The organism is Lysinibacillus contaminans (assembly GCF_001278945.1).
Taxonomy (GTDB): Bacteria; Bacillota; Bacilli; order Bacillales_A; family Planococcaceae; genus Lysinibacillus; species Lysinibacillus contaminans.
This window is the reverse complement of the sequence record NZ_LGRV01000003.1, coordinates 1,257,799-1,276,847: the sequence shown is the minus strand read 5'-3', so window position 1 is coordinate 1,276,847 and position 19,049 is coordinate 1,257,799. Positions and strand designations below refer to the sequence as shown.

Annotated in this window: 23 protein-coding genes and 1 pseudogene; 15 read left to right on the top strand and 9 right to left on the bottom strand. The window is 35.5% G+C overall.

Annotated features, from left to right (window positions below; all coding sequences use genetic code 11):
• Positions 1-191 precede the first annotated feature (191 nt).
• Positions 192-1,853, top strand: a complete 1,662-nt coding sequence (locus tag AEA09_RS08410) for a right-handed parallel beta-helix repeat-containing protein (protein ID WP_082332600.1) — start codon at positions 192-194, stop codon at positions 1,851-1,853.
• Between the two features lie 344 nt (positions 1,854-2,197).
• Here the strand turns inward: AEA09_RS08410 and AEA09_RS08405 are convergent, their stop codons facing one another.
• A complete protein-coding gene (locus AEA09_RS08405; RefSeq protein ID WP_169778076.1) occupies positions 2,198-2,458 on the bottom strand; it encodes a DUF1259 domain-containing protein in 261 nt (86 codons plus the stop codon).
• Between the two features lie 411 nt (positions 2,459-2,869).
• On the opposite strand from AEA09_RS08405, the gene AEA09_RS08400 reads away from it, so the two are divergent.
• Together AEA09_RS08400 and AEA09_RS08395 are read left to right on the top strand one after the other, a co-directional pair.
• The gene (locus AEA09_RS08400; protein WP_053583407.1) at positions 2,870-3,058 is read left to right on the top strand and encodes a hypothetical protein; all 189 of its coding nucleotides are present in this window, start codon (positions 2,870-2,872) and stop codon (positions 3,056-3,058) included.
• 507 nt (positions 3,059-3,565) lie between these two features.
• Positions 3,566-4,093, top strand: a pseudogene (locus tag AEA09_RS08395) (class I SAM-dependent methyltransferase); the annotation flags it as partial.
• 287 nt (positions 4,094-4,380) lie between these two features.
• Here AEA09_RS08395 and AEA09_RS08390 read toward each other — a convergent pair.
• Both AEA09_RS08390 and AEA09_RS08385 read right to left on the bottom strand, forming a co-directional pair.
• Positions 4,381-4,848: a DUF3231 family protein gene (locus AEA09_RS08390; protein ID WP_053583405.1), complete on the bottom strand. Its 468-nt coding sequence runs from the start codon at positions 4,846-4,848 to the stop codon at positions 4,381-4,383.
• Positions 4,849-4,990: 142 nt separating this feature from the next.
• Complete coding sequence (locus AEA09_RS08385; RefSeq protein ID WP_053583404.1) at positions 4,991-5,278, bottom strand: hypothetical protein; 288 nt, start codon at positions 5,276-5,278, stop codon at positions 4,991-4,993.
• A gap of 568 nt (positions 5,279-5,846) precedes the next feature.
• Here AEA09_RS08385 and AEA09_RS08380 point away from each other — a divergent pair.
• A complete protein-coding gene (locus AEA09_RS08380) occupies positions 5,847-6,047 on the top strand; it encodes a cold-shock protein (RefSeq protein ID WP_053583403.1) in 201 nt (66 codons plus the stop codon).
• Positions 6,048-6,244: 197 nt separating this feature from the next.
• The gene (locus AEA09_RS20160; protein ID WP_211263238.1) at positions 6,245-6,397 is read left to right on the top strand and encodes a hypothetical protein; all 153 of its coding nucleotides are present in this window, start codon (positions 6,245-6,247) and stop codon (positions 6,395-6,397) included.
• A 327-nt stretch (positions 6,398-6,724) separates the two neighbouring features.
• Here AEA09_RS20160 and AEA09_RS08370 read toward each other — a convergent pair whose 3' ends face one another.
• Positions 6,725-6,988, bottom strand: coding sequence for a Parvovirus coat protein VP1-like protein (locus AEA09_RS08370; RefSeq protein ID WP_053583401.1), 264 nt, complete (start codon positions 6,986-6,988; stop codon positions 6,725-6,727).
• 420 nt (positions 6,989-7,408) lie between these two features.
• On the bottom strand, positions 7,409-7,681 hold the full coding sequence (locus tag AEA09_RS08365) for a hypothetical protein (protein ID WP_053583400.1): 273 nt from the start codon (positions 7,679-7,681) through the stop codon (positions 7,409-7,411).
• Positions 7,682-7,854: 173 nt separating this feature from the next.
• On the opposite strand from AEA09_RS08365, the gene AEA09_RS08360 reads away from it, so the two are divergent.
• Positions 7,855-8,757 (top strand): hypothetical protein, encoded by a 903-nt coding sequence (locus tag AEA09_RS08360; RefSeq protein ID WP_053583399.1) that lies wholly within the window; start codon positions 7,855-7,857, stop codon positions 8,755-8,757.
• Positions 8,741-8,956, top strand: a complete 216-nt coding sequence (locus tag AEA09_RS08355) for a hypothetical protein (RefSeq protein ID WP_053583398.1) — start codon at positions 8,741-8,743, stop codon at positions 8,954-8,956. Before AEA09_RS08360 ends, AEA09_RS08355 begins: the two co-directional genes overlap by 17 nt.
• Positions 8,957-9,262: 306 nt before the next feature.
• Here AEA09_RS08355 and AEA09_RS08350 read toward each other — a convergent pair whose 3' ends face one another.
• Positions 9,263-9,901 (bottom strand): NAD(P)/FAD-dependent oxidoreductase, encoded by a 639-nt coding sequence (locus tag AEA09_RS08350; protein ID WP_053583397.1) that lies wholly within the window; start codon positions 9,899-9,901, stop codon positions 9,263-9,265.
• Between the two features lie 723 nt (positions 9,902-10,624).
• On the opposite strand from AEA09_RS08350, the gene AEA09_RS08345 reads away from it, so the two are divergent.
• From AEA09_RS08345 to AEA09_RS08315, 7 genes are all read left to right on the top strand, one after another.
• Positions 10,625-11,578 carry a cation diffusion facilitator family transporter gene (locus AEA09_RS08345; protein WP_053583396.1) on the top strand — a complete coding sequence of 318 codons (954 nt, stop codon included), beginning with the start codon at positions 10,625-10,627 and terminating at the stop codon, positions 11,576-11,578.
• 134 nt (positions 11,579-11,712) lie between these two features.
• Complete coding sequence (locus AEA09_RS08340; protein WP_053583395.1) at positions 11,713-12,045, top strand: metal-sensitive transcriptional regulator; 333 nt, start codon at positions 11,713-11,715, stop codon at positions 12,043-12,045.
• 287 nt (positions 12,046-12,332) lie between these two features.
• Entirely contained in the window at positions 12,333-12,647 is a 315-nt protein-coding gene (locus AEA09_RS08335) for an ArsR/SmtB family transcription factor (RefSeq protein ID WP_053583394.1), read from the top strand.
• A 167-nt stretch (positions 12,648-12,814) separates the two neighbouring features.
• Positions 12,815-13,135: a metal-sensing transcriptional repressor gene (locus AEA09_RS08330; protein WP_425411999.1), complete on the top strand. Its 321-nt coding sequence runs from the start codon at positions 12,815-12,817 to the stop codon at positions 13,133-13,135.
• Positions 13,136-13,235: 100 nt separating this feature from the next.
• Positions 13,236-13,442 (top strand): copper chaperone CopZ, encoded by a 207-nt coding sequence (gene copZ / locus AEA09_RS08325; protein WP_053583392.1) that lies wholly within the window; start codon positions 13,236-13,238, stop codon positions 13,440-13,442.
• Positions 13,443-13,517: 75 nt separating this feature from the next.
• Positions 13,518-15,929, top strand: a complete 2,412-nt coding sequence (locus AEA09_RS08320) for a heavy metal translocating P-type ATPase (protein WP_053583391.1) — start codon at positions 13,518-13,520, stop codon at positions 15,927-15,929.
• A gap of 159 nt (positions 15,930-16,088) precedes the next feature.
• Complete coding sequence (locus tag AEA09_RS08315) at positions 16,089-16,787, top strand: SIR2 family NAD-dependent protein deacylase (RefSeq protein WP_053583390.1); 699 nt, start codon at positions 16,089-16,091, stop codon at positions 16,785-16,787.
• 42 nt (positions 16,788-16,829) lie between these two features.
• On the opposite strand, the gene AEA09_RS08310 is transcribed toward AEA09_RS08315, so the two are convergent.
• From AEA09_RS08310 to AEA09_RS08300, 3 genes are read right to left on the bottom strand one after another with little or no spacing between them, the layout of a single operon-like run.
• Positions 16,830-17,174 carry a hypothetical protein gene (locus tag AEA09_RS08310; protein ID WP_245622817.1) on the bottom strand — a complete coding sequence of 115 codons (345 nt, stop codon included), beginning with the start codon at positions 17,172-17,174 and terminating at the stop codon, positions 16,830-16,832.
• 50 nt (positions 17,175-17,224) lie between these two features.
• Positions 17,225-17,554 (bottom strand): fluoride efflux transporter FluC, encoded by a 330-nt coding sequence (locus tag AEA09_RS08305; protein WP_053583388.1) that lies wholly within the window; start codon positions 17,552-17,554, stop codon positions 17,225-17,227.
• Positions 17,551-17,913 (bottom strand): fluoride efflux transporter FluC, encoded by a 363-nt coding sequence (locus AEA09_RS08300; protein WP_053583387.1) that lies wholly within the window; start codon positions 17,911-17,913, stop codon positions 17,551-17,553. The genes AEA09_RS08305 and AEA09_RS08300 overlap by 4 nt, the downstream gene beginning before the upstream one ends.
• Before the next feature lie 332 nt (positions 17,914-18,245).
• Between AEA09_RS08300 and AEA09_RS08295 the strand changes: the two genes are divergently transcribed.
• Positions 18,246-19,049, top strand: coding sequence for a cupredoxin domain-containing protein (locus AEA09_RS08295; RefSeq protein ID WP_053583386.1), 804 nt, complete (start codon positions 18,246-18,248; stop codon positions 19,047-19,049).

Below are 19,049 nucleotides of genomic sequence, written 5' to 3'. Positions count from 1 at the left end.
AGAGCGCAAGGATTAAATTCCTTTGCGCTCTCTTCTTTTATGTACGTAACTTTAGTGCTAATCAAGAATAAGCCCTTCAATTATTGAATAACATATAGTTCATGGGGTATATACTGATTAGTAGAATATTGGAAAAAAATAAGGTGTGTTTGAATGAAATACAATGCTTATAAGACAGGAAGGACGTGTGTATGAAGACAATAATCGTGAAAAAAAGTCTTATGTACCGCTATCAGACCATTGGGCAAGCGGTTCAAGATGCTGAAGCTGGTGACCAGATAGAAATTAACGGTGGTATTTATGAAGAAATCGTTGACGTTTCGAAACGCCTTAAGCTTTATGGAAAAGGGGATGTCACGATTAAAGGGAGTGTCTTCATTCGCTACAATGTGAACGCTGAAATGTGTAATATTCGCTTTAGTCAGGGGCGAGGCTTGTATATTAAAGGGAATCTACATTTAGAAAACTGTGTTGTGGAAAAGCAAACAGGCAGTGCACAAGTAACGGTTAACTTTGGTAGCTTAGCGATGAAAAATGTAGACATCTTAGGTAGCCCGGCAATTCCATACGGTTTACGAATTGATAATGGATCTAGTGTGATGCTGGAAACCTCTACGATTCAACATCATCCAAAAGCGCAAATTATTGTGCAAAATAGCGAACTTACGATGCTACGCAGTAAATTATTAGAGGGGCAAGCAAACGGGATTTTTGCACTACAAAATGTAAAAATGGATTTGGTCGATTGTGAGATACATGGGCATGACAAAGCACAAATAGTTACAGCCAATAGTACATTGTCGGTAAAAAACACGCTGATTCACCAAGGGCAGGGTTCAGGTATTCAAGCGTTGGAAGGCTCAAAAGTAATCATGGATAATTGTGTTGTAAAACAGCATGTAAGTACGGATGTTATTGTGTATAAAAGTGAGTTGAGAGCTGTGAACTCAGTCTTTGCTGATGGACAAGGTAAGGGTATTTACGTTGGGGAACTGTCGAAGGCTATAATTTATGATTGTGATGTATATGGTCATGCGAAGCCGCAGATTTTTATTGAAAATAGTAGAGCAGAAATACGTAAATGTTGTGTGAAGAACGGAAGTACAACGGGGATTCATCTTGTCAATGAAGCCGATGTTATTGTGACGGATAGCGAAGTCACAAACCATAAACTGTTTCATGTAATTGTCGATGCAAGTGGCTTGGAAATGGATAATACAGTTATTCAGATTGGACAGTCTGGTGGTATTTTTGGGAATGATCATGCGAAAATTATGCTAAAGGATACGACGATACGCGAACTTGGGAGTCATCTGGTGTATTTAAATAATTGCCGATTATTCACGGATAATTGTACGTTTTCACATATGGAAGGCAACGGGATTTCTTGTATTGATTCTATTTTTGAGATTGCGAACAGTCAGTTTGTCGATTGTGTCGAGGGGCCGTATTCTATTCTATGGTCAGATAAATCGATTGGACGTGTGGAGAATAGTCAAGTAGATGAAACAGAGCGCACGTTTTTTGCGATTACCAATGGTTCGCTAATCGAGATAATAAATACAAATTTATCCAATGTGAAACTGGGAGCAGTCGTTCAGGAAAATAGCAATGTATATATTCAAGGACATGTAGATGAGGTGAACTGGCAACGTGATGCCTCATCGAGAATTGTCAATACTTCCACGATGCCTCCTATCGCAGACGAAAAGATACAACGGATTGTGAAAATTATAAGTGGACCAGAAGCCGTCGATGTAGAAGAATTATCAAAAGAATTTCAATTTCCAGATGAACTATTAGTAGAAGTACAGACCATGATTCAAAATGAAACTATAAAAAAAACCACATAGCGTACCGATAAATAATATGTGAGAGTCGAGTTGTTTCAACTTGAGATTGGAAGCAACTCGTTTTTTGTCCATTATAAATAGAGGCCACTGTATATAAAATGGCAAACGATTTTCTTTTATTACATAAAACAATGGTGTTTGGCTGATTCAACTGATTTTATTTTGCTAATGACATAAATAAATTAAGACTAAATGGTTTGATTCTCAGGTAAAACGGGTAATGCAAGAAAGCAAAGTCTATGATTTTGAACCCGAACATCAAATATTTTTAAAAAATTTGCGATGGATATTAGTGAAATTTACTACGCAAGGTTCATGAAATACAAAAACCAAATTGCATGATTTTACTCATCAACAGGGGCATGCTCAAATACATTTTTTATGAATGTGTCGTGTGCTTTTCGAGCAACTTCATGGTAAAAGTCAACTGTTTCTTGTGCGAATGTGAGAAGTTGCTCTACCGATTGAAAATGGACATACAAAAGAGTCGGGTTCGTAAAAATCCAATGATTATGAATCGCACTTATAATGACATGATTTTTCGCTAATGCTTCGATAAATAAAGGCAGTTCTTCCTGCAATAATCCCACTTCACCGAGATTTATAGGCCGTCATTGTTAAGTAAATCAAATGTTATACGGTCCTCCAGCACGCTTTAATACACACGTCTATGAATAGTGTTTGGGAAATTCCGTCCAATATGAACTTACCAAGTGTCATTTGCATATTGCTGAAAAGGATTTTGAAAATTAAACATTTAAAAACGCCTTATTTTTTCTACAGCTTATGAAATTGAGGGAGTAAATTACAACGAATATGTCAAATGAATTGTTATATTTAAAGGTCTGTTGAAAATGAAGTAAGTCAAAAATAGGGAAAATAATGGTTAAAAAACATGATTTATGTTGCTTAATAGTTCTATTTTACCCTATAATTAGAGGGGATATATTGTTATTTATAGTTCTAACATCAGGGGTTTTATTATGGATTTCGAATGAAATGAGAGGTGAAAATAAATGCTAGGGTTTTCGAAAAAAGAAATAATGGAACTATTAGAAAAAGTTAAAATTAGTGAAAGTCAAAAAGGTGCAATTGCTGACATTATTTATCGTAATAATCAGCGTATTGAACAAGAGTTAGAATATATCATAGATCAAATTTTAGATGAACGAGAACGCCGTTTAATTAATGATCCGATTCATTAATAATAATGAATGGTTTGTTAAGCGTGCTACATAACCCTACATTTTTGACTACGTACTATACAATCCTCGATATTGATAGTCTCCACTAAAATAGAATAAATCCCATAATTATGAGATTTACCTACATAATTATGGGATTTAATTTCTTTTAAAGATGAAATTTACATTTTTATGTATACTTATATTAGCTTTAATGGTTATATAAATGAGTTAACTACGAAATGGACATCTCAAAGCTGAAGTATGAAAAAAATTGGATTAAGAAAAAAGACAAAATGATGAAAGAAAAAATTTCCGAAGAGTTTTGAATAAGCAAACACTATTATAAAAGTGTGACAGCAGTTGAGCGCTCAAACAAGATGAGAGCAACCGGTCTTACTTACTTTTATTATGTAATTCCAGACATTCCATATAGTAAGTTTGCATCTAATAGGGTTACAATCATAGATTCACATGAAGCGGAAAAAGTTGTAGGAAGTTTATATAAGATGAGGGAGGGGATTTCAATTGTCATTACTGCAAAGATTAATTGAACAAGCTAAGAATCCAAAAGGTTTTGTAGGTTCAACAATGTTAAGCATTATGAATGCTGCTCATAGCGGAATGAATAAATGGGTTATCGAAAGTGGAGCCATAAAAAACGGGGATATTGTATTAGATATTGGTTGCGGAGGCGGGAAAACCATTCAGTCACTATCTAAAATTAATAAGAACGGTAAAATCTATGGAATTGACTTCTCAGAGCAAGCTGTAAAAGATACCACAAAAGCAAATAAGGAAGATGTAGCGAGAGGCAAAGTAATCGTAAGGCAAGCAAGTGTTTCAAATATTCCATATCCAGAGGAGTTTTTTGATAAAATAACTGCTTTCCAAACTCACTATTTTTGGCCAAATCTAGCAACTGACGTAAAAGAAGTATTTCGAGTATTAAAACAAGGTGGAGAATTTATGATTATTTCTGAAATCTACAAAATCAATTATCATATGAAATCTTATAAAACCAAAACAGAGATCAAGCAGTTATTTGAAAGCATATGATTTCAGACGGTGAGCATAAAAGAAGATACAAAAAAAGGCTGGCTTTGTATTATAGGAATTAGATAGTTCACTCAAATAGTAAAGTTCTCATTTTAAACATAATCCTCGAGTGCTTTTTGGAAAATGTCTCTATTTGCGATTTTTACATTCTTAATGGAACACCACCACAATGAATGAAAAAATAATTCACTTACATCTCTAACTTCGTAGTGCGTGGCTGTTTTATTTGAATACTAATAGCATAGAATTGTTCGATTTAATAAGAGAACCTCTAAGTTAAAGCGTTAACAGATATTTAAAGGTGTAGTAGGTGTAATAACAAGCCAGCGTTTATCTTTACTTAGTTGTAATAACTTAGCACCTAGTACTGCTTTTTTCATATGAAAATGCCCATACATCAAAAATGGAAATTCACTTGTTGACTTGCCGAGAGCTATACTGGTCGTAACTAAACTAGTAGCGATATTCATCGAAAGAGCTGCACTGATCACCGTATCAGTACGATATTCTCCATCTTCAAGTTGTACATCAGAATTAACAGCAAGTGAAGGCGAAAGTGTGATGCCCTTTCCTCTTAAAAGCCTTTCTAAGTGCTTATTTTCCTCCTTTAAACAATCCGTAAAGTCTTTGATCATTTTTTTTAACTCTATATCTTCAGTGTGATTGCAAAAGGAGTGATTCGTAGCAATAAATCCGTTATTTGAACAAAGATGAGTCCATATTGTAAATACTTCAACGTTTTGTGTTTTCATAAATGCACTTCCTAACTCGTTAATAGTTTTTCCATTAGAGATTAGGATGGGCAAATAAAATAAATTTATTCATTTTTTCCTTTAAAAGTAAAATGTGTTAAGGGTAGAGTATATAAAAATTGTGAAGCATTGGTTTAGCGTATTATTTTTCATCCATCGTAAGAATCATCAATCTGTAAATGGTGAATACGCCAAGATAAGCACCTGTTACCAAGAAGAGAGGATTAAGGAAAATGGCGTGAATAGTAGTCATAAATACTGCGTCGTCTTTTATGATCTGATAAATAGAAGTAGATGCAATAATTCCAAAGATAATGGTCGATACAACCGAGAGAAAATTAAAAATCAATCGGAAACTATTGTTTTTAATTTTTAGATAAAACATACCAATTGGAACAGCAATGCTGGAAATGATTAATAAAACCTTCATAGTGCCACACCTTTCATCATATGCAATACTATTTTTAGCTAATTATTACCTTTAATGTAGGTAAATAAACGAAAGCTAAAAAGCTATAGGTTGCATAAGTAATTAAATGGCTTTTGAAGTAGATATATACCCAAAACGGATAAATGCATTTGAATCTCTGATTAAAGCTGTGCATATGTATAAAGTTTTGGAAAGAGTTCGTTCTATATGTAGGCATTTCCGATGCAAGGTTTAAAAGAAAACATCGTAAAATAAGGGTATTGTACAGATGCTTCCTTTGTAGCTTACAATGGATATATGAAAGGTGAGAAAACGTGATAAACAGCCAATAACCGAGGGAATTGTGTTACAAGCAATCTTACATAAATGAGTATTAAATCTTCATTTGAATAATCACTGGACAAATGGATTGAGTTGTTATACACTTATGATAATAAATTATATTCCTTCATAGGAACATTGAATTCGCCTATTACAAAGAGTAATCGCGTTCGTTCGGTACTTTTTGTAATATGTGAATTTTTTTTTGAAGAAATTATATATTAATAATTTTTTGGAGGTTTTTTAAATGAAACAAGGTACAGTAAAATGGTTTAACGCAGAAAAAGGTTTTGGTTTTATCGAAGTAGAAGGTGAAGCAGACGTATTCGCTCACTTCTCAGCGATCCAAAGCGAAGGTTTCAAATCACTTGACGAAGGTCAAAAAGTTGAATTTGAAGTTGAAGATGGTAACCGTGGACCACAAGCTAAAAACATTATCAAACTTTAATAGTTTCTAGTGTTCTAGCACGTCTAGTTACTAAAAGAGGTACTCTATATGAGTACCTCTTTTTTGCATCCATTGTATAGTAGCTATATAGAAAGGTGCAACATCCTAATTTGGTTTAAATATAATTAACAACACGCCTGATAGAGAATAATATTGACAACGAATTGTGAATACTTTGGGAAAAAGGTGATTTTAAGATGAAAAATAAAACAGTAGTGAAAAATGGGATTGGATTTGGTGCTGCATTAGCAATCACAATATCATGGAGTGTAAATCACTCAATATTATGGGCTATCATACATGGTTGTTTCAGTTGGTTGTATGTTATTTATTTCGCTTTAACAAGATGAAGTTACTGTATAACTAATTAAGCCTAAATGGAAAAATGTCGTTGTTCCTTGAGATTTATGGATTACGAAGGCAAATTGATACGCGTCGTGACCAGTTTGACAAACGTTTCATCGGAAGAGATTGAAAACATTTTATTGAATTTTTTGCACTAGAAGGTCATGAGAAAAAGGTCTTAAACCCTTGCTATTATTGGGTTTCACATGCATGATTCTTTGTACTACCTGTTTTGAATGGGACTTGTGCAACAACGGGATTTTGGTGTTCTACCGAAAGTTTTACGAAGAAAAGACTGGTTGATTTTAGTTAAATAATAAGCGTAATTTAGTTTATAAGAAGGTATTACGCAATTTGAAATAATTGTAGAATAATTTTGCGTCTCTTCCCATTTTGTTACGAGAGTTGATTTTTGGTGACAAACAATTTTGTAACATATCATCACAATACTTTGTTCTACCGTATTTTGAATAACATTCGTCATGTAACTTACAACAAGCATCAACAGGATTAGTTGGTTCACCAGGACCAGAACAACCAGGACCACAGTACTTGTACCCAGGATAACAAAAACCTCGTCTTCTATGTCTGTTCATCATGTTCCTCCTTTTCTAAAATGTTCTAGATGCTATAAAATATGTAGTTTAAGCTTTAGAGAAAGGGATAAAAAACTAGCAAAATTGTAATATAAAATCACAAGTCCGATTGTGTAACCTACAATCTCATGTCGTGCCAGTACGTTTTTCGTTGACGCGTATAATTCCAGAATAACGCTAGCCAAGCGACATATCTGCACTTAACTCAAAGGATGTACAAAGAGAGAGTGATTCTATGCATTGACAGTGTAGATAGCTTTTCCACTGAAAGTCGCGTAAGTTAGTAATAATGTAAATAAAAATAATACCGATACTATGAGTATGGTATGTTAAGTTTTGATACATTTTTCAAGCCTACAAAAATCAAAATCAATAAAGTGCCACAGATAGCAAGCGCCCAAATTGTTAAAATAACAAGGCCTAATAAGATTCTCGACATGCTGTGTGCCTGTTACGATTATGACGGAAGCCCCAACCAACAAGCTGCAGCATGTTTAAAATAGTTAAAACATAAGAAAATTTTGATCCAAAGGAAATGCGTGTTGCTTCCCATGCCTTCAAGCGACTATTTGCGCTAATCCAAGTAGCTAATTGTAAAATGATAGCGTCAATAAAATGCCAAATCAGAATTGCTTGCACTCCCTTTGTCATACCAAGAGGTGCAATAAGTGAACCAGTCACGATTGCTGCCAATGAAATCAATGCACCGAACCAAAGGAAAACTGTCGTAGTGTTATAAGTAGTTTGCTATAGCTAATCTTCAAGAGAAGTATAGATACTATACTATTCTAATAGAATTTCTGATTTTTTAGAAATGTACAATAATAGAAGGTTTTGCAAGGTCAGTTTTGGGAGGAGAGAAAGTTATGACGAAAAAAATAATTACATTGTTATTGATTATTGGAGGAAGTATAGTCGTGTTTTCATCTTTAGTGACGAACAGACCAACGCTAGAAGTAATTGATAAGTCTGAATTTGAAGAGATGAAATCATTTTATAGAGAGTTTCATACATATTACTTTACGGAAGATGAAATCAGCTATCTAAGTTTTAATGATTTAGTACAGGAGCAGGCAATAAGACATTATGCTAAGGAACATCAAATCACGCTTACTGCAGAAGATATTGCTAAACAAAAGAAAATCAGTACAGAGATCTATTATAAAGCGCCAACTACATACTTTGAAAAGGCTTCTGTTAATGAATTACAACGCGTATTAGATTTCTATAATGTGACATTCGATGAACTGTTTGAAAAGGTAGAACGCGTTCAAAATCAATTCCTCCTACTAAAAGTACTAGAGAGTCAGGCAGAATACTCAGAAACATTTATGGAAGATACTATAAGTATTTTTAGAAAAGAATACGCAGTCGACATTGAAAAATTTAGAAAAGAACATGATATACCGAAAAAATGGCCAATAAATGTATTTACGAAGGCATATGACACATCAACGCTTAACACAACATTTTTTGAGCCACTAGAAGCTTATGAAATTGTAGTTAATGATGATGGGATTCCAGTTTTTAAAAATCCTCATTCGGCAATGGAGCGAATTATCTACGGAGAGCATAGGGGTCTTGAAGCAATTTCTGAGCAATTTGATTTGGAGCCAATGTATGTGGGGAATATTCATTTGTATAAGCAGTACGGTTGGCAGGTAGAATCTACAGATGAAGAGGTAGTGCAGAGCGGGCAAGCTATCACTGCGGTACTTGATATTTACGATAATAGCTATCCAGAGAGAATGAATGAGTGGATACAATGACGTTTTTATCGATCAGTATGACGCTGGTGAGTTTTTTTTTATAGGTGTTATTATTCGTGCGATGTATCGATTTTTTGTGAAAAAGAAAATGCCAACTGTGACATTTACACCTTACGATGAACGGAGAGAAAAAGGAGTGAATATTGCTAAATGGTTGAAGGAATCGAGAAACATCTTTGATCTAATTACTATATATTGAAAGCCGAAACTGATTACAATATAAATCTTTTGCAGAGAATTATATTGTACGTGACTAATTTGTTTTTTCTAAATAGTCATCATTAGAAAATCAAGAATGTTGATTAACAACATTCTTGATTTTTTTGGTTATTATTTATGGGTCATTCCCAAAACATGTACTTGACTTAAAATAACCCCACTATAAATAAGCAAATAGAACGGAACGCGTCCGCCTGTAGTAGAGTGTGCTGTCAAGTACTGATTTTGGTATAAAGCTTAATTTATATTGTGGTATATTTTAATGTAATATTTATATCAATGATAATTATAATCTTTCTGTTATTAAAACCTGTTCTGGGAGCGTATCAAAACCATATCGATTTAGAAATTTGAAAAAGGATTCGCGTTTCTTCCCATGCTTTATATAAACAACTAAGATTTTGTCGATAAGGCTATATAGTTCATCAGGTTGTAATTGAGCTTTCACGAGCTTTCCAACACGTGCTTCAGCTCCTTTAGGATTGCCACCAATGTATAAATCGAAGCCATTTTTAACTTTTAAGACTCCAATATCATTCACAAGGGGTTCGCCGCATCCGATAGGGCAACCAGCGTATGCTGGGCGAAGTGTGAAGGGAACGGGTTTTCCAGCAATTCGTCGGTTGATTTCTTTCGCAACTGGCATTCCTTCTTGTTCTTCTCCTTTGCAGAAGTTACAGTGACGTAGACTTTTAACGTAATTACCGACAGGGTATACAGATAATCCAACTTCATTAAACTTTTTTGTGATAAACTCAACATCATTTTCAGCGGCTTCTATATAAAGTTGCTGAAACGTCGTCAGTTCCAATTCTTGATCTCCTAAATATTCAGCGAGGAATACCAGCTGCTTGGCATTAAGCTTTGAACCAAAGCCAATACCTCCATTGACAGCTAATTTGATTTTTTTTTCAATTTCAGACATAACAACATTTACCTTTCTATTGAAAAAGCACTTTCGAAAACTTGTAGTAACCGAAATTTGAATTTGTCGAAAGTGCTTTTTATTATAAATTTTCTTTTAGCTTACTAGCATTAATCATTTGCTCGATTCTTGCTTGGCTTCTTCCTATTCCACTGACACAAGACTTCAGCTACATCCACATCAACTACTATAATGTCTTTAATGTTGTACATGCTATTGCCAACTGGGTTACACAGCTACCGCATGCCCTCCCTTGTACTTTAAATATAATATTTTGCATATCTAAAAACTCCTTTTGTTTTAATTCTGATACTTATAGGGGGTATGTATTTAAGGGGATAAATCCCTTACACCAAATAATAGTGAGCATAATTGCAGACACTGTACACAGGGGTGTAGAACGGGTGTATAAAAGGTGAGTTTATCACCTGATTAATGGATGTTCTAGCTGTGTAAGTGAATTATAATCACCTGTTCCCTATGGGAGTTATATTACTATACCCGTGTAAGGTATGAAAATAATGAAATTTATTTTTATAAATAATGTTAAATTATAAAGAGTTTTTTCATATTAAATGCGATTTAATGTTGATGAAAACCATATACCCCTCAAATTATATGTATTGACAATAGATAAAAGGGGATATATTATCTATATATGAACATATAATCATATATAAGTTGTGTATTAAACTAATTTAGAAATTAGATGGAGGGATTAATATGTCTGGTCATCATGATCATAATCATGCACATGGTGCAAATAAAAAAGTACTACTGATTTCATTTCTAATTATTACTAGTTATATGTTTGTTGAAGCGGTAGGGGGGTATGTGACGAACAGTTTAGCCCTGCTTTCTGATGCAGGGCATATGCTAAGTGATGCAGTTTCCCTTGGAATCGCATTAGTAGCTTTTACGTTTGGGGAAAAGGCAGCCAACTATAGTAAAACCTATGGCTATAAACGTTTTGAAGTATTAGCAGCTATTTTTAACGGTGTGACGCTAATACTCATCGCTCTCTTCATTTTCTTTGAAGCAATTGAACGCTTTGCGAATCCGCCAGAAGTAGCGACAACAGGAATGCTTGTCATCAGTAGTATTGGGTTGGCAGTGAATATCCTTGTAGCATGGATTATGATGCGAGGCGGTGACACGGAAGAAAATTTGAATATGCGTGGGGCATACCTTCACGTTATTAGTGATATGCTGGGCTCAGTTGGTGCCATTCTTGCAGCCTTACTGATTATGTTCTTTGGATGGGGTTGGACAGACCCATTAGCAAGTGTTATTGTGGCGGTACTTGTGTTACGAAGTGGTTATTATGTAACAAAAGCTTCACTACACGTATTGATGGAGGGTACACCTCAAAATGTTAATGTTGACAATGTTGTGAAAACGATTGAACAAACAAAGGAAATTAAAGGTCTGCATGATTTGCATATTTGGTCGATTACAAGTGGTTTAAATGCTTTGTCTTGCCATTTAGTTGTTGATGACCAAATGACGATTGCAGAAAGTGAAAAACTACTACGTACAATCGAACATGATTTACAACATCAAAATATTCAGCATGTAACGATTCAACTCGAAACAGAGGCCCATCAACATGATAATTCGATTTTATGTACAGCTAAAGCAGATGAACCAAACGCACATGCCCACCATCATCATTAAGCGAGAAACGAAGATAAGTTATCTCCAGTGAAATAAATAGAATTTTTTGTATCTGAAGTAGTGAAGAACCTGTGACTATTTTATCCAACATATTTGTGTATAATAAAGAAAGTAGTCAGTTAGGGGGCTTTATTTTGAAAAAAAGTACAGAAGAATTAAATCAATCTACAGAAGAATCTGTCACGTGTCGTAAAAGTCATCACCCAGAGAGCGTAAAGAAAAATCTAACTGTTCGTTTAAATCGTATTGAAGGTCAAATACGTGGCATCAAAGGGATGGTTGAGAAAGACGTGTATTGCGATGATATTATCACGCAAATCTCGGCTACTCAGTCTGCATTGAATAGTGTCGCGAAAATTTTACTTGAAGGTCATTTAAAAGGCTGTGTGGTTGATCGTTTAGCCGAAGGTGACGATGAAGTATTAGATGAATTACTTATAACAGTTCAAAAACTAATGAAGAAGTGAAGCATAGAGGTAAGATCTATCTAGCGATTCAAATAGCAATTTGAAAATCATAAGAGCAACAAAAACAGGTGGAGGAAACGATTTAGTTTTTTTTCACTTGTTTTTTTATTTAGTTTTCTCCGTGTACGATTGATGTGCACCTTATGTGTGTTTCGAAATAGATGCTTATTTAATATACTACTTAAGGTAGTTAACTTTGACTTTCTATGGTACAGTTTTTATATTAATTGTTACATGAACATATTCTCATATTAAGGGATCATTTATTACAGGAGGTATCGTAAACAATGGAAGAAGAAGTACAAACTAATTCACATGAATTAGATGAAGAAACGTTATTTGTTGTATCTCAGACATTTAAAGCGTTAAGTGATCCAACACGTATTCGAATATTAAATTTACTGTGCTGCAAAGAACATTCAGTAAATGAGATAACAGAGGAACTTAATCTGGGACAGTCTACGGTATCTCATCAGCTGCGGTTTTTAAAAAATTTGCGTTTAGTAAAATTTAGACGTGAAGGGACAACCTTGTATTATTCAAGTGATGATATCCATGTGATGAATCTATTACATCAAGCAATTGACCACGCAAAACATTAGTAGGTGTGTTGTTTAAAATCAAAGCTTAAGGGTATATGTAAAGTCAGCTATATCAAGGCTCAGACGATTGAATTAAAAATTTATTCAAAATGAGTCTTAGTACTTTACATACCCTGCTCGGGTATAGTATTATGAAATTAAGTTAAGGAGGCGAGTGATTGGAAAATATATTAGAAGTTGTTACTAGTCATGCTGAAGAAGTGTCTTGTCGAAAAAGTCATCATTCTGAAAAAGTCAAAAAAGATTTATCCAATCGTTTAAACCGAATCGAAGGCCAAATTCGAGGTATTAAAGGTATGATTGAAAAGGATGTTTATTGTGATGATATTATCACGCAATTATCTGCTACTCAGTCTGCATTAAATAGTGTAGGGAAGATTTTACTTGAGGGTCACTTAAAAGGATGCGTGGTCGATCGTTTGTCAGAAGGTGACGAAGATGTGTTAGACGAGTTAGTCGTGACGATTCAAAAGTTAATGAAAAAATAAGAGAGTTATCTTATAGAGCACGGAGATATTTTTAGATTCTAGATACCCCGTTGTTGTATAAATTAATCTATAATACAAAATTAAAAGGAGCGAGAATTATATGCAAAATGTAACATTAAATGTACAAGGAATGTCTTGTGGACATTGTGTCAAATCAGTTGAAGGTAGCGTTGGTGCACTAGCAGGCGTTGATCAAGTAAAAGTGAACCTAGAAGAAGGTTTAGTGGAAGTTTCTTTTGATGAAGCAAAAGTATCACTAGAACAAATTAAAGAAACAATTGATGACCAAGGTTACGATATAAAATAATAAGAGTGCTCTCGTAGCACTCTCCTATTTTCAAAATTACATACCCCTACGTGGTATAAAAAGGTGGGAAACAACATGAGTTCAGAGCTAAAAGAAGCGAATCTGCAAATTACCGGAATGACATGTGCTGCATGTGCAACGCGTATTGAAAAGGGCTTAAATAAAATGGACGGTGTCGAAACAGCGAATGTCAATTTGGCACTGGAAAAATCCTCAATCAAATACGATCCATCTAAATTAAGTGAAGCTGATTTTGAGAAAAAAATAGAAGCGCTTGGCTACGGTGTCGTGAAGCAAAAAGCGGAATTCGATATTACCGGGATGACTTGTGCAGCGTGTTCAACACGTATTGAAAAAGGTTTAAATAAAATGGAGGGTGTTTCCATTGCGAACGTGAACTTAGCGCTCGAAAAAGCAACAATTGAATTTAACCCTTCGGAAGTAACCATTGCAGACATCATTGCAAAGGTAGAAAAATTAGGGTACGGTGCTCATCAAAAGCAAGATGACAAAGAAACCGTGGACCATCGTGAGCAAGCTATAAAAAAACAACAAAATAAGTTTATCTTATCAGCGATTCTTTCATTACCATTATTGTGGACGATGGTAGGGCATTTCTCGTTCACATCGTTCTTATATGTACCGGATTTTTTAATGAATCCTTGGGTACAAATGTTACTAGCAACTCCAGTGCAATTTTATATTGGTAAGCAATTTTATGTAGGTGCCTATAAAGCCCTCCGTAATGGCAGTGCTAATATGGACGTTCTAATTGTGATGGGGACATCGGCAGCATACTTTTACAGCGTCTATCAAGCCATCGTAACTGCAGGTACACACCATGGACCGCACCTTTATTTTGAAACAAGTGCGGTACTGATTACACTGATTTTACTAGGTAAATTGTTTGAAGCAAAAGCAAAAGGTCGTTCATCTGAAGCGATTAAAAAATTAATGGGTCTTCAAGCCAAAACAGCAATTGTTGTACGTGATGGCGTAGAAAAAGAAATTCCATTAGAAGAAGTAGTTATTGGTGACACGATTTTAGTAAAACCAGGTGAAAAAATTCCAGTAGATGGTGAAGTATTAGAAGGTAGAACAGCTGTTGACGAATCAATGTTAACGGGCGAAAGTTTACCGGTTGATAAAATATCTGGTGATGTTTTATATGGTTCAACGATGAATAAAAATGGCTTTATCAAAATGACAGCAACGAAAGTAGGGCGTGATACAGCCTTAGCGCAAATTATTAAAGTAGTTGAAGATGCACAGGGTTCCAAAGCACCAATCCAGCGATTAGCGGACCAAATTTCAGGCGTTTTCGTGCCAATCGTTGTTGCTATCGCCGTAATTACGTTCCTTGTATGGGTTTTATGGGTCGCTCCAGGTGACTTTACAAAAGCACTTGAAGTGTTTATTGCAGTATTAGTTATTGCTTGTCCATGTGCATTAGGTCTAGCTACGCCAACATCCATTATGGCAGGTTCTGGTCGTGCAGCTGAATTTGGAATTTTATTCAAAGGTGGCGAGCACTTAGAGCAAACACAAAGTATCGATACAGTAGTTGTTGATAAAACAGGTACTGTTACACATGGTAAACCAGTGTTAACAGACGTTGTCGTAGTTAATGGGGAAGAAGAAAAATTCTTATCACTGATTGGTGCAGCAGAGAAACAATCGGAGCACCCATTAGCAGAGGCTATTGTGGCAGGAATTGTGGATCGTGGCATCGAACTTGACGATGTTCAATTCTTTGAAGCGATTCCAGGCTATGGCGTTCAGGCAACTGTTTCAGGTCAAGGAGTTGTCATTGGTACACGTAAATTGATGGCACAATACAGTATTGATATAACTCATGTCATATCAACAATGGAAGAATTAGAACGTAACGGGAAAACAGCGATGCTAGCAGCGATTAATGGCCAATATGCAGGTTTAGTAGCTGTAGCTGATACGATTAAAGACACATCAAAAGAAGCAATTCGTCGACTGCAAGACATGGGAATCAAGGTCATTATGATGACAGGTGATAACGAACGTACAGCGCAAACAATTGGAAAAGAAGTCGGCGTTGATGCTGTTATTGCAGAAGTATTACCAGAGGGCAAAGCAGAAGAAGTGAAGAAACTACAAGCTCAAGGAAAAAAAGTAGCAATGGTTGGTGATGGTATTAATGACGCACCTGCACTAGCGACAGCCAACATCGGGATGGCGATTGGAACAGGGACAGATGTGGCGATGGAGGCTGCCGATATTACGTTAATTCGTGGTGACCTCAACAGTATTGCTGATGCGATTTTAATGAGTCGTAAAACGATGCGCAACATTAAACAAAACCTATTTTGGGCATTCGCTTATAACGTAATGGGGATTCCAATTGCAGCTGCAGGATTACTAGCACCTTGGGTAGCTGGTGCTGCAATGGCATTCAGTTCGGTATCCGTTGTGTTAAATGCCCTTCGTTTACAACGTGTGAAACTAAAATAATTGTATAGACAATTAACATAGAAGTATTAGTTAAGCTGTGCCAAAATAATTCCATTTGGCACAGCATTTTTTTATAATGGAAAATTATAGTGAGTGATACTATGTTTTAGATATTTTTTTACATTTCTACTTATTATTTTAGGTTGGAGGAGAATAGAAATGAGTATTGAACAATTAAGTGAATGGTTGAAAGTATCTCAAAATACGGTTGTTTTAACGGGGGCAGGTATGTCAACTGAAAGTGGAATTCCAGATTTTCGTTCGGCATCTGGGTGGTGGCAAAATATTGATCCACGTACTGTCGCGACAGTTGAGGCATTAGAGCGGAATTATCCATTATTTCATGAGTTCTACAAAATGCGCATTGAGAATTTAGAAAAAGTAGCACCGCATGAAGGTCACGAGATTTTAGCAGAATGGGAGAGACAAGGACTTATATCACTTGTAGCCACGCAAAATGTCGATGGTTTTCATCAGCTAGCCGGCAGTCAAAACGTAGAGGAGTTACACGGCTCCATCCGTACAATTCGATGTCATCGATGTGGTAAGCGGGCTGAAATGGCTGCATTTTTACAAAAGCAAAGTTGCAGTTGTAGTGGAAAGCTACGTCCAAATGTTGTGCTGTTCGGTGAAAATCTACCCCAAGCAAGCTGGAAAAAGGTGATAGACTCTATTGAAGAAGCCGATCTTGTTGTCGTAATCGGCACAAGTCTTGAAGTCTATCCTGTTAATCAGTTACCTTCAATGACGAACGGAAAAACAGTCTATATTAATCTAGACACAGCAAAGCAAGTGATACAATTTGATTTAATAATAAAAGGTAAGGTAAAAGAGGTATTAGAACAGGTGATAATATAAAAAGACGCGTCTTCCAATATGACAGGAAGGCGCCTTTGCTAATTAAAACATTTGGGGTAAATATTCATTTGTAAAGCGCTGATTTTTGCGGAGCCATACTTTTAAAATCATGCGATGGGTTAACAGTTTATGTCGGTTATTGGGACGCGTCTTTGCCTCCATCAAACTTTTGAGTAAAATTTGTGTCTCAGTTGCAAAAAGGTCAGGGTTTACAAGTAAATCTAGTTTATAGTCAATAAGGTTTGCAGTTTGGACAGAGGCCAGGAGTTTAGCAAAGTGTGTACTCATATCGGAATAGGCATCTTCTAACTCCAAATCTATTAAAGTATGTAGGGTAAGTGTTATTTCAGCTTCTAATGCTTGTAGTTGTTCAGATGTTGGTTGCATCAAATAATCACCTCATCGTTGTAGTGTAATAAGAGCTTAAATGTTAATTTCTATGCAATAAGAAGGCCGAGTGCAGCGCAAAGTATGCCTAGAATAACTGAGCTGAAAATATAAGTTACCGTTTGTAGCCACATATGTTTTTCAAGTAACTGTAATACCTCAAAGCCAAATGTTGAAAAAGTTGTGTAGGCACCTAAAAATCCTATGCCTAAAAGTTGCCAGAGCCATTCAATCGGTTGTAATCCATATAATAAACCAAGGGCAAAGGAGCCACTACAATTTATTATAAAAGTCGCCCACGGATACGAACTTACAATGTATTTACCGATGCTAAATCGGATAAGAGCACCAAAAAAACCACCAATACCTACGAGTATCATTGTACTGGCCTCCTTGCAAAGAAGACACCTAAAACAGAAAAAAATAGACCGCCTCCAACACTGCTAGCTATGTAGCTGCCTGCAAGAAACCATTTACCTTGTTCAAATAATAAAAGCGAATCTACTGTAAATGTTGAAAACGTCGTAAAAGCTCCGAGAAAGCCAGTACCGATGGCAAGAATAAGGGGAGTTCTCTTCGTATATTTTGTGAAAAGCCAAGCTAGACAAAAACAACCGATACTATTTATACATAAGGTCGTTAAAGGAAATCCACTTTCCTGAGGAATGACCCTGCTAAGTCCATAGCGAGTCATTGCTCCAAAAAAACCCCCAACCCCAACTGCGAAAAACTGCTTCATTTAAGAAACGTCCCTTCGTCAAAAAAATACTTATTTATCGTTCCTTATCATAATGCGAATTCTACAAAAAAGCGATTAATAAATAAAATGTTATTTCTATATAAAGAAAAAGCTAGGGGGAGAAGACTTCGTTAGGCGGTGAATTAACACTGTAAATAGTGTGATAATAGGTTTTGTGAGTAGGATTCACAAGTGAAAATTCATACTAAAGGATGAAATATATGATTTTTAGAGTGTTTTTCGAATAATAATATTGTGAGAGATACAATGTAGAGGTACACTAAAAAAGCAATAAAAATTTGGTATTTTAACAAATAAATGGGGGATTTGACATGAAAAAGAGAAAATCTATTTTAGCATCATTATTTGCAGCAACAATGATATTAACAGCTTGTAATAATGAAGCAGAGAATGAGAAAGCTGCAGAAAAAGAAGTAGGCGCACTTGTGATTACTGGTGACACAGTAACAGAACAAGGGGGTTGTGTACTGGCAAGTCGCTTCTCACCTGGGGACAAAATTGTTTTCCGAAATAATGTCTTAGACGGTATTACAAATGAGCAAGTAAAGGATGCAAAAGTACAGGTGCATTTATCTACAGGGGAAGTACTTGATATGACTTACGGTAAGCATGGGGATGATAATTTTTGGGTAGTGGCATATCCAGTTACGCCAGAGACACCAACAGGAACACTTGGGTATACGGTAAAAGCTGAATATAAAGATCAAAAAGGTGAATTTAAGCCGTTTAACGTAGCTCCTTCACTATTAACAATTGTCTCTGACGAAGTGGTAGAAACTTCAGCAGAAATAGCACCAGAACCAGAAAAGGAAAAAGTAGATTTATCGAAAGTAGAAACAAAACAAAAAGTAGAGATCATCGGGAAAAACTTTGAATTCCACGGTCCTGGTGGCGAAAAAGAGTTTTATGTAAAAGCTGGGGAAGAAGTTACGCTTTCAATGAAAACAGAAGAAGGTATGCATGGTCTGTTAGTTGAAGGTTTAGATGTAAAACTGGATAAAGATGGATATGTTAAATTCACACCAGAAAAAGCGGGAGAATATAAAATCGTTTGTAGTATTTTCTGTGGCGCAGGTCATGGCGATATGACAGCAAACCTAGTGGTTGTTGAATAA